The sequence below is a fragment of the Priestia sp. 10L35 genome (genome assembly GCF_056395685.1).
In genome coordinates this window covers 76639-84968 of record NZ_JBFTKA010000010.1, presented here as the reverse complement: position 1 = coordinate 84968, position 8330 = coordinate 76639, and the positions used below count along the sequence as shown (strand labels likewise).

At 33.5% G+C, this 8330-nt stretch carries 10 protein-coding genes; 4 read left to right on the top strand and 6 right to left on the bottom strand.

Annotated features, from left to right (window positions below; translation table 11 throughout):
- Positions 1–315 precede the first annotated feature (315 nt).
- Positions 316–459, top strand: coding sequence for a hypothetical protein (locus tag AC1DEF_RS25230; RefSeq protein WP_176550078.1), 144 nt, complete (start codon positions 316–318; stop codon positions 457–459).
- Positions 449–601 carry a DUF8096 family protein gene (locus tag AC1DEF_RS25225; protein WP_097823076.1) on the top strand — a complete coding sequence of 51 codons (153 nt, stop codon included), beginning with the start codon at positions 449–451 and terminating at the stop codon, positions 599–601. The genes AC1DEF_RS25230 and AC1DEF_RS25225 overlap by 11 nt, the downstream gene beginning before the upstream one ends.
- Positions 602–741: 140 nt before the next feature.
- Here AC1DEF_RS25225 and aspA read toward each other — a convergent pair whose 3' ends face one another.
- Positions 742–2175, bottom strand: a complete 1434-nt coding sequence (gene aspA, locus AC1DEF_RS25220) for an aspartate ammonia-lyase (RefSeq protein WP_097823077.1) — start codon at positions 2173–2175, stop codon at positions 742–744.
- Between the two features lie 46 nt (positions 2176–2221).
- A complete protein-coding gene (locus AC1DEF_RS25215; RefSeq protein WP_097823004.1) occupies positions 2222–3493 on the bottom strand; it encodes a cation:dicarboxylate symporter family transporter in 1272 nt (423 codons plus the stop codon).
- 1292 nt (positions 3494–4785) lie between these two features.
- Between AC1DEF_RS25215 and AC1DEF_RS25210 the strand changes: the two genes are divergently transcribed.
- Positions 4786–4962 carry a DUF8096 family protein gene (locus AC1DEF_RS25210; RefSeq protein WP_097823078.1) on the top strand — a complete coding sequence of 59 codons (177 nt, stop codon included), beginning with the start codon at positions 4786–4788 and terminating at the stop codon, positions 4960–4962.
- Positions 4963–5084: 122 nt separating this feature from the next.
- Here AC1DEF_RS25210 and AC1DEF_RS25205 read toward each other — a convergent pair whose 3' ends face one another.
- Positions 5085–5327 carry a hypothetical protein gene (locus tag AC1DEF_RS25205; protein ID WP_097823005.1) on the bottom strand — a complete coding sequence of 81 codons (243 nt, stop codon included), beginning with the start codon at positions 5325–5327 and terminating at the stop codon, positions 5085–5087.
- A 320-nt stretch (positions 5328–5647) separates the two neighbouring features.
- Here AC1DEF_RS25205 and AC1DEF_RS25200 point away from each other — a divergent pair, with 320 nt between their 5' ends.
- The gene (locus AC1DEF_RS25200; RefSeq protein ID WP_028409572.1) at positions 5648–6088 is read left to right on the top strand and encodes a cell wall hydrolase; all 441 of its coding nucleotides are present in this window, start codon (positions 5648–5650) and stop codon (positions 6086–6088) included.
- 206 nt (positions 6089–6294) lie between these two features.
- Here AC1DEF_RS25200 and AC1DEF_RS25195 read toward each other — a convergent pair whose 3' ends face one another.
- The 3 genes from AC1DEF_RS25195 to AC1DEF_RS25185 all read right to left on the bottom strand — a co-directional run bounded on the left by AC1DEF_RS25195 (position 6295) and on the right by AC1DEF_RS25185 (position 8223).
- Positions 6295–7089, bottom strand: a complete 795-nt coding sequence (locus AC1DEF_RS25195; RefSeq protein ID WP_097823006.1) for an alpha/beta fold hydrolase — start codon at positions 7087–7089, stop codon at positions 6295–6297.
- 315 nt (positions 7090–7404) lie between these two features.
- Positions 7405–7743 carry a hypothetical protein gene (locus AC1DEF_RS25190; RefSeq protein WP_097823007.1) on the bottom strand — a complete coding sequence of 113 codons (339 nt, stop codon included), beginning with the start codon at positions 7741–7743 and terminating at the stop codon, positions 7405–7407.
- 66 nt (positions 7744–7809) lie between these two features.
- Positions 7810–8223, bottom strand: a complete 414-nt coding sequence (locus AC1DEF_RS25185; protein WP_097823008.1) for a DUF6892 domain-containing protein — start codon at positions 8221–8223, stop codon at positions 7810–7812.
- Positions 8224–8330 lie beyond the last annotated feature (107 nt).

The window sequence follows — 8330 nt, the reverse complement described above, 5'->3', positions numbered from 1 at the left end:
GCACCATATAACTCAGCTGTTTCTTTATATGAATATTGCTTATTGATGTAGAAATCTACAGCTTTTAACTTTGTTTCAAGTGTGTGTTTTGACATAAAAAACTGCACCTCCAATTATTAGTTTTTGTCTAACAATTGGGGTGCAGTTCAACAGGAGCAGTAGTTTTTTCTGTGTTTAAGTTGTATATGATATACGCCTTTAGTTAATATAAAAAGTGTTATCAGTAGGAAAATAAGAAAGCAAATCGAATATCCAATTAGGCTCTTTACTTGTTAGAAGTACATTTCTTTTAAAGAAGTCAATAAACTTTTATGCATGTTTAACAATGAAGCAATATCTTCCTTTGAAAGATTTTCTAATGCTTTTGCCATGGCTTTATATGATGAAGTATTTTTAATTGCTCTCTCTGATACCTCTTTTCCTTATAGAAGAGAAAGAGTAGCAAAAAATCATCCTTGATAAAGTTTACGACTATGCTGAATTTCCGAATAAAGTTAGTGTCCGATGCGATAACTGCAATTCATCTTACTTCAACAGTTCTATAAAAGGGGGCATTTTTCTACGTGAATGTCGAGAGTGCGGCATGAAGAAAAGCATTTAGGTGGTACTTAGACTATAAAAAATAGCATGGTTTGAATGGTAGTTGGTATTTTTTTACGTGTATATAGAAAATAAGCCACCTAGGGATATCCAAAGTAGGTGGCTTATACGATAAACTTAATATGGAGCACGCTTTAAAAATTAATTTCTGTCAAAAAGAGAGCTGCCAGATATACCTGGGTTCGTCATTTCATAGGGATTTAAAATTAACTCAAGCTCCTCCTCAGTCAATACGTCATATTGCAAACATAGTTCTCGTACCGACTTTCCATTTAAAATAGCCTCTCTAGCAATTCGTGCTGCTACTTCATATCCGATATGTGGATTTACGGCTGTAATAATCCCTACACTTTTTTCTACATACTCTTTTAAACGTCCCTCATTTGCTTCAATGCCTCTCAGGCAATGGTCTGTGAAAACTTGGAATGCGTTATTCATAATACTGATCGACTGAAGCAAGTTAAACACAAGAACAGGCTCCATCACATTTAGTTCAAGTTGACCTGCTTCCGATGCCAGGCAAATTGTATGATCATTACCTATAACTTGAAAAGCTACTTGATTAATCATTTCAGGCATGACAGGATTGACCTTTCCAGGCATAATAGATGAACCAGGTTGACGAGCTGGTAATATAAGTTCAGCTAATCCTGCACGAGGACCAGATGCCATTAATCGGATATCATTCGCAATTTTAGACATATTAATCATGCAAACTTTTAAGTTAGCAGAGACTTCTGTATAAGCATCTGTATTTTGAGTCGCGTCTACAAGATGATTGGCTTTCTTAAGTGGTAAACCACTGATATTTGCTAGATATCTTACAACATTTTCGATATAAAGTGGATCTGCATTTAAACCCGTTCCAACTGCAGTTGCTCCCATATTAACCTCATATAAATGTCCATAAGATTGCTTAATACGTTTCATATCGCGCTCAAGAACACGACTATATGATTCAAATTCTTGACCAAGACGGATTGGAACCGCATCCTGTAGGTGAGTACGTCCCATCTTTATAATAGAATCAAATTGTTCTGCCTTTTGCTGAAATACACTGTGCATATAATTCATTGTTTTCAGTAACTTATTTAACAGATTAAGCGTTGCAATATGGATAGCAGTTGGGAATACGTCATTTGTTGACTGTGACATGTTTACATGACTATTAGGGCTTAAATTGGAATAAGAACCTTTCTTATGACCAAGTAACTCTAAAGCTCTATTTGCAATAACCTCATTTGCATTCATGTTCGTTGAAGTCCCCGCACCACCCTGTATTGGATCAACAATAAATTGATTATTTCTTTTCCCTTCAATAACCTCGTCTGCTGCTTCAATAATTGAATGACCCAACCCATCATATAACCTTTTTGTTTCCATATTAGCAAGAGCAGCAGCTTTTTTAACAATTCCTAATGCTTTAATGAGTTCCGGGTGAATCTGGTAACCTGTTATTGGGAAATTTTCAACTGCACGTAATGTTTGAATTCCATAATAAGCGCTGACAGGCACTTCTTTCGTTCCTAAGAAATCTTTTTCAATTCTTACATCTTGTTTTTCAAGCGTTCCCATATCTGTCATAATATTGATCTCCTTCTTTATAAACAAATAAATTATTTTAAGCTACATCTGATTTTTTAATAGAATCTGTATAATGTTTTGCTTTTTCTTTATCGAATCCGCCTTCCCACTTAGACATCACAATAGCAGCTAATGCGTTACCTACTACGTTGACAGATGTACGAAGCATATCTAAGATGCGATCAATGCCAGCAATGAATGCCATACCTTCTAAAGGTAATCCCATTGAGCCCAATGTTGTTAATACAACAACAAATGATGCTCCTGCAACTCCTGCCATTCCCTTAGAAGTCAACATCAACACAACTAAAAGTGTAATTTGTTCTATGAAAGATAAATGAATGCCATACATTTGTGCAATAAAAAGGGCAGCAATGGCTTGGTAAATGGATGACCCATCAAGGTTAAAGGTATATCCTGTCGGAATAACAAATGATGTAACAGCTTTCGGACAACCAAAGTTCTCCATTTTAGTCATTAACCTTGGCAATACTGCTTCAGAGCTTGCGGTTGTAAACGCTAAAATTAACTCATCTTTTAAGATTTTTATAAGGACTAAAACATTCGTTCCAGCCATTTTTGCAATAATACCTAATACTACAAAAACAAAGAAAATCATGGTCAGATATATAACGAGTACTAACTTTCCTAAAGGGATTAATGAACCAATTCCAAACTTCGCCACATTCAAACCAATTAAAGCAAATACGCCAAATGGAGCAAATTTCATAACTAAGTTTGTCATCCAAAACATGGATTCTAGTACGCCTTCAAAAAAGTTTAAAACTGGTTTGCCTTTTTCTCCAATTGCTGCAACTCCTAGACCAAATAAGACTGAGAAAAAGATAATCGCTAATAAATTTCCTTCAGTCAATGATTGGAATATATTAGTTGGGATGATATGAACGATTTGAGCTGCTACACCTGCACTCTCAGTCGTTTTAGATGTTTCTTCATATTTGGATATATCACCTTTCTCAAGGTTTCCCATATCTATACCAGTACCTGGATGGAATAAATTTGCGGCCAATAAGCCCACTGCTAATGCAATTGTAGTCACAATTTCAAAATAAAGAATGGTTTTTCCACCTAGTCTTCCTAACTTTTTAATATCACCTACACCAGCTATAGATACGATGAGTGCGGATACAACGATAGGAATAACAATCATTTTAATTAGGTGAAGAAAAATATCCCCTAAAGGTTGAAGAATGGCCATCACTGTATTATTTCCATAAAAAATAGCGCCTATAGCAATCCCGAACGCAAGTCCAATAAATATTTGTGTAGCTAATCCCAATTTCTTCATAGTTGTAACCCCTTTCAATTTGCGGTTCATTAAAACACTTAAAGAGAGCCTATGCTTAGGCTAGCGTCTATAAAAAAAGACAATAATTAAAAATAAGTCCAATGTGTAAATAATCTTTAAAATAAATGGTAATCATATAATTTGAAATTAACTCCCCCCTTCAGTAAAGCGTTTTCAAAATTTTTAATGTAAAATACACTTTTTCGGCTCACCTTATATACCTGAGCATATAGTATCGTTTATAAAGAGGTTTTCTATTATCCTTTTAACCTTTTTGAAATCCTGTTTATTGTCTAACAATAATATCCTAATCTATTATTCCCCCATTTCAGATAAAGAAATATCTTCTTTATCTAGTGTCTAGAGATAAGGTAGCAATAACACTAGATATTTCTATAACTTGTTAAAATAATTAAATCCCTTAAAATGTTTTTCTTTTAATGAAATGATATCGCTTTCAAAAAATCTAAATCGTAGTAACTGCACATATTTTCTCCGAAAGCTAAAGGAATTTAGTATTTATTCCAGGTGTAACTTAATTAACGAAACTACAGCATTAAGTTGGGGTATCTCCTTCAATCTCTTCATACTGTAATCTCATTATAATAAACATGCGTTTCTTGCATATAGGTAATGAATGGAATCAAAAAATGATAATAACGAAAAGTGTATTTTAAATTTCATGTTCTCTTTTTGCGTACTTCAGTTACATTATATTTATATACAACAGATAAATCAAGAAGATTATTATTCATTTCGCGTACATTTTATTTAGACAGGCCTCATAGAAGTGAAGAATATTTTAATAACGACGAACTGTTATTTAAATATTAACCTTTCGTAGAGTGAAAGAGTCTATGCCTTTAAGAAATACTATAGGTAAGGTCATTTCATAACAGAGACAGGATTCATTCAGTTTGTCGATTCTCTTGGGGATTTATTTATTTTCATTGATGACGTATTTGAGTTGAAGAATAAAATGAGGTTAAGCGATCTCATCGATGTTCGCTTGGCTTAGTTCCTGAAGAAATCGTGTACAGGAAGCATTTATTTTGGTAGAGGTACATTCATGTACAATTTTAGAGTATACACGTTACGTGACGCTTCAAAGAAAATTATTAAACTAAAAGAAGGAGAATCCTTTAAACAGGAACTTCAAAGAGCCAATATTCAAGAAACGCAAATTTTTCAGATGCAACTAGTGGAAAAACCAGAGTAATTTTAACATACCCCTTCTATATAGATGTAATTGTGGTAGTCTAATAAAAGCCAAATAGAAAAGAGTGATCAACCTGGAAGAAATAAAAGAGCAAGAAATCGATCTAGATAAAGTGTATGACTATGCTGCATTTCCGGATAAGGTGAGTGGCAGATGTAACAACTGCAATTCATCTTACTTCAAAAGTTCTGTAAAGGGTGGCGTATTCTTACGTGAATGTCGAGAATGCGGAATGAAAAAGAGTATTTAAACATCGATGATATAGAAAAAGAGAAGGTTAAAAACCTTCTCTTTTTTAGTTTAACTGTGTTTTAGCCATCTTAAAGTAGAAGAAATGTCTTACTCTCTAGATGTTTTTTCTACTTTATTAGGTTATAACTTTTCTCTTAACATAGAAATTTCATTAATTAAATCTTTTATTAATCGTCCTAATGCTACTATGTGTTCATCTTTGCGATCATAATCATCAATTTTCATAGATAGTTCTAAAACACGACAGGTCTCTTCAACTGTCAGGCCATGATCTCTTGCAAGAATTTTTACTGTATCAAGAAATTTAACAGCATCATTATCAAAATAATCTTTTCGTGTTGGTTGATTAAATAATGTTCCCATTTTCTCTCTCCTTAAAATTTTAATATTAGTAAATTGCACAAATGAATCAGTGCCAGATTTGTAACTAGTACAGGCTGAGAGATGATATTTATTGCGAAGGCATATTTTTAAAACTTGAGGCATTCAATTTACAATGTTACTGCCTATAACGTATTCGATAAGCATCTAACGATCACCTACTGCGGTAGCTAATTAGTATCAATTTATTTAATGGTAATGATTAAATATGCGCGATGATATGTGAAAACTAAGCATTGCTAGCTTATAAACAATGACATCAATATAGGCTTTTTTTCATACTATGTTTTGGGGGTGAATAAATGGCAAGAGTAAAGTACAGTAATTCAGACATTAACTTAATGGCAAGGATGATGCGAGCAGAAGCTGAAGGTGAAGGAAGACAAGGAATGTTATATGTGGGAAATGTAATTGTTAATCGTCTTGCAGCAAATTGTATAGATTTTAAAAATTTAAGAACCGTTTCACAAGTCATTTATCAAGTACAGGGGGGGAATTATTCGTTTGAAGCTGTTCAAAAAGGCAATGTGTTTTATCAAAGAGCAAGAGGTGTTGAAAAAAGATTAGCAAAGCAGAATTTGGATTATTGGAGACAACACCCAGCGAAATTTGCTCTTTGGTATTTTAATCCCCATGCTCCGTGCCCTCCAACATGGTACGGTCAACCTGCATCTGGTCAATTTAAAAATCATTGTTATTATGAACCAAAACCAGATACATGTGCTAGTGTTTATAGAGGTTAAGTTATTGAGGAGTTTTCTATTAATGTCTCTACTATTAATGAAAAATAGTTAATAATTTAAATATGACATAACACCCTCAAATTCAACAGTATAGAGAACTTGAGGGTCTTTGTTTCATTCATTTTTAGTTGTAGCTTTTTACTTATTCAATTGGCTTCTATAATGTTGGTTATGTTAAGTATGAGTATAAAGATAAGTTATACCAATCAAAAGTTGTCCAGCTCAAGTCTGTTTAACCAGTTATGCACTAATACGTTAAATACATCAGTTTGTTCAATTTGTAGGTTGTGACCAGCCATATCAAGCACTGCAAAAGTTGCCCTTGGGTAATCTTCGATTAGTTGCCACGCATCCTGATATCCCACTACATTATCCTGACGTCCTGTTATAATGAGTGTGGGATGCTCAAGTTTAAATGAAATATCAAATGTAAAGCCATATCCATTTTGACGAATGCTGTTTACAAATTCATGATTTGTTTGTTTAGAAGGAAGTAAAATTTCATTTTGAAACCTCTCCCATTCAGTTTGACCTTGGACTACCCCCATGGAACAAAATTCATCAGCTTCCTCTGGAGACAAACGTGATATCAAGTCGTTGTCTTTCTTTAGAACAGTCTGTTGGGGCACCACCCTTTCATCATATTCAGGTATAATCAATGGTGCCATTAGCAGTAATCCACGAACTTTGTCCTGGCGTGAACGGACTATACCTCTGGCAATGTACCCTCCATATGAATTGCCACAAACAATAAACTGTTGGTCAGGAATAATTTCGTCCAAAAGACGTAATATCGCTTCTAAAATGTTATCAGAGTTCTGAATAGACAATTGAGGCTCGGAATTCCCCATCCCTGGTAAGTCTATGTATATTCTCTTCCAATGGCTTCGTTTCTCGAATAACGGTTCCATTGCATTTAACATCACTTGATGGTCAAGTGTCCAACCATGCAACATAACGATGGGATATCCATCTCCAATTACTTTATGGTAAATCGACAAAATTTTTTCCCCTTTCTGTGTATGCCAAATGTATCTACATGAACATTTAATCTTTCCATACATATATTGTAATCTTAACAAAATTTCTTTTGAAAATGGATTTATTTTGATTATCGTATAACCATTAGTTTATTGGTTTGTCTATGAATCTGTATTAATATCTGAAAAAAGTACCGACAAGTGATTAGGTACTCTTTTTCTGCCGATAATACGTTTTATGTGAACTAGAAAGAAATAAAAAGAAGCCTTTATAAGAGATTTATTTTTTCTTCATCTCGTATAAAGGCCCCACCATACTTTTAAATTAATTAATTTCTATTCTGCGTATTTATTTCTAACAGCATCATCCCATTTAAGCAGAATCTGTTTTAGCTCAGCTGTTTCAATTAGACAATTCGCCTTTTGATCTTCTTCAGCATATTCATTCACAATTTTTGTTACATCATATTTAATTTCTATAGTACAGGCATTTCCAGTCAATTCTTCATAAGAAGATTTCTTTGAAAGTACTTTATCAATTAAATCTAGCCATAATTTCGATCCATCTTCTTGTACATCACTTAATAATAAATCTATAACTAAAAAAATTTTATCAGGAACATCTATCATAAGCATTCCTTGTTTATCTTCATAAATTTGAACATTATATTTCATTACTGGTTCTCTCTTTATTCTTCATAAAGACGAATTGCTTCCCTTACTACAATAACATCCTTCTCATTAATCCTCAATCTTAATTCCGGCTTCCTTGAATGGTTGTAATACTCCTGGATGACACATTGAAATATAGTCCACTGTTTTTAGATTCTTTAAGTTCTGAAATCCTTCAACAGATAGTACGTCAAATGAACTGTCTTCTCCATCCCAATCTGGCTTTAGAATATGATAAATTTCATTACCTCCATCAAAGCAAAGGGATTCAATCTTTTCCAAATCACTCTTTTCTAGGGTTAACTCTTCTAAATAATCTTTGATTTCAACAATGGGTCCAGCTCCAGAATACCATTCAAAATTATTCGTATACTTATCTTTTAAGTCGGTTAATTCTTTTAGAAATAACGGGTCTTGATCTAATAAAGCTTCAATAACCACTAGTTTAAAATTAAAATCTTTAAACATTCCACTCTTCCCCATTTTGCTACCTCCGATTTTATTTCTTTCTTAGGCTTTTAATCGAACCTGCACTGTTAGTATTGTAACAATCATCTATGAATAAAGACTGCTTATACTGTTGACTTTGA